The 2,472-nt window shown below is 75.6% G+C and carries 1 protein-coding gene and 1 pseudogene; one reads left to right on the plus strand and one right to left on the minus strand.

Translation table 11 applies throughout. The features are described 5' to 3' along the window. A pseudogene (locus L0B03_RS16615) lies at window positions 1-709 on the minus strand (SAM-dependent methyltransferase); the annotation flags it as partial. A 160-nt stretch (window positions 710-869) separates the two neighbouring features. Here L0B03_RS16615 and L0B03_RS16620 point away from each other — a divergent pair. Continuing rightward, entirely contained in the window at window positions 870-2,297 is a 1,428-nt protein-coding gene (locus L0B03_RS16620; protein WP_250447941.1) for a bifunctional diguanylate cyclase/phosphodiesterase, read from the plus strand. The last annotated feature ends 175 nt before the right edge of the window (window positions 2,298-2,472 follow it).

Raw genomic sequence — 2,472 nt, forward strand, 5'->3', positions numbered from 1 at the left:
ACTTGGTCCCGATGTCGATGCGCGGCCGGGCGAAGACCCCGCCGTGGGCGCAGACCGTGAGGCCGAGGTCGGCGTGGTGCTCGCGCGCCGGCCACCGGGGCGCAGGCTCCCCTGCGGTGCCCTCGGCACCGTCGGCGCTGCCCTCGGGCCGGGCCTGCGGCTGGGACGCGACCAGCACTCTGGACTTCTGCCGCGCGAGCCGGGCCTCGACCTGGCCGAAGGACCGGCCGAGCACCTCGTTCATCGAGCGGGTCATGTGCTTGAGTCGCCCCCCGGCGAAGACCTGCACCTCGGGGTGGGCCCACCGGGCGACGAGCGCGGCGGTCTCCTCGAGGGAGTCCAGGGCCCGCGGCAGCTGCAGGAGCACCACGCGCGCGCCCTCGAGCCCGGCCTGGTCGAGCTCGACCGAGGTCCAGGCCTCGTCGAGCCCCGCGCGGGCCGAGTTCGCCTCGAGGGCGCGTCGGCCGCTGCGGGCGTCCTGGTGCACCCGCAGCCCGGTCTGCCCGTGCAGGGCAGCGGCACCGAGGGTGATGGCCCCGTAGCGGTCCTCGATCACGACGACGCTGCCGGCCGGCGCGGCCGCGAGGGCCTCGGCGGCGTCGTCGAGCAGCAGACGATCGGTCGCGTCGACGGCCACCAGCTCACGGGACTCGACGTCGGGCCAGCGGCGCAGGTCGTCGAAGGAGAAGTCGTTCGCGGGGGGCTCCATGGGCCCAGCCTCGCACCTCCGCGCAGGGCCGGCCGCCACGGGCGGGCCCGGTCAGGGCCGCGAACGGGACCCCCGCACCGGGACCGCCGTGCACGGAGCGCTCATCCCGCGGGCCCTCCGGCCGATCACATGAGCAGCCCGTCCCGAGAGAGGCACTGCCATGGCGCCCGAGCAGCCCAGCGCCGCCGACACGCCTGGACCGTCGCGGCGGCCCCGCGCCACGCGGATCGCCGACCTGCTCGACGACGCTCGCGCCCGCATCGGCCCGCCGACCCCGTCCACCACGACGGGCCCGCTGCCCGTCAACGAGGTCGAGCGCTCGGTGTACCGCGACCGCCTGACCGGCCTGCCCAACCGGCTCAGCCTCGAGCAGGAGATGACCCGCCTCGAGGCCGCCGGGGCGTCGATGACCATCGTGGTGCTCGACGTCGACGACTTCCGCGCGATCAACGACGCCCGCGGCGCCGAGACCGGGGACGCCGTGCTGCGGGCCATCGGCTCACGCCTCGCGGGCTACGAGGGTCTGCGGGCCTTCCACCTGGGCGGGGACGAGTTCGCCCTGCTCGGGGCCGAGGCCAAGGGCCCGGCCGGGCTCGGCCTCCTGGTCTCCCGGCTGCAGACCGAGCTCGCGCGCCCCTGGCCGGTCTGCTCGGTCCCGGTGACGCTGAGCGCGAGCATCGGGGTCGCCACCGGTCCGCTGGCCGACGGCATCCGCGGTCACCAGGTGCTGCGGATCGCCGACGACGCGATGCACCAGGCCAAGCGTGAGGGACCGGGCCGCGTGGCGGTGCGGGACGAGGACGCGACCCAGCGGCTCGCCCTGCGCACGCGGCTCGCCGAGCGGCTCGAGGGGGCCGCGGGGCGGGGCGAGCTCGAGGTGCACTACCAGCCGATCCTGCGGGTGGCCGACCGCAGCTGGGCGACGGTCGAGGCGCTGGTCCGGTGGAACACCCCCGACGGCGTGGTCCCACCCTCGGAGTTCATCCCGCTGGCCGAGGAGTCCGGGCAGATCGGGCGGATCGGTGCCTGGGTCCTCGAGCGGGCCGTCGCCGACCTGGCGGTGCTGCGCGCCCGCACCGGCCTCACGCCCCGGGTCAACGTCAACGTCTCGGCCGAACAGCTGACCGACCCCCTGTTCCTCGGCTCGGCCGCCGACCTGCTGCGGTCCTCGGGGCTCGAGCCGCGCTCGGTGGTCCTCGAGCTGACCGAGTCCCTGCTGCTGGTCGACCCCGAGGCCGCGATCGCTGCCCTGACCGAGGCCCACGCCGCGGGGCTGGGCCTGGCCCTGGACGACTTCGGCACCGGCTACTCCTCCCTGTCCTACCTCGTGCGCCTGCCCTTCGACGTGGTCAAGCTGGACCGGTCCTTCGTCACCGAGATCGCGACCTCGACGCGGGCCCAGCGCCTGGTGGGCGCCCTGGTGCAGATCGCCCACGACCTCGACATGAAGGTCACCGTCGAGGGGGTCGAGACCGAGGAGCAGCTCGCCGCCCTGGCCGCGGTAGGTTGCGACACGGTCCAGGGCTACCTGTTCTCCCGACCGCTGCCCCTCGAGGCCCTCATCGCCGCGGCGGCGACGCCCGCGTGAGACCCCTAGCCTGGACCCCGACCGAACGCCCGCCCGACGACGACGTGAGGCCACCCATGGTCGACGACCTGACCACCCGAGCCCCCGGCCCCCGGAGGCGCACCCCGAGCGCTCGCCAGCCCCGGCGCCTAGCCCCGAGCGCTCGCCAGCTCGCGACCCTCGCCCTGACCCTCAC

The sequence above is a fragment of the Actinotalea sp. C106 genome (assembly GCF_023630195.1).
Classification (GTDB): domain Bacteria; phylum Actinomycetota; class Actinomycetes; order Actinomycetales; family Cellulomonadaceae; genus Actinotalea.

Coding starts and splice junctions, on each gene's coding strand:
- L0B03_RS16620 (WP_250447941.1), top strand. CDS start 870: ATGGCGCCCGAGCAGCCCAGCGCCGCCGACACGCCTGGACCGTCGCGG.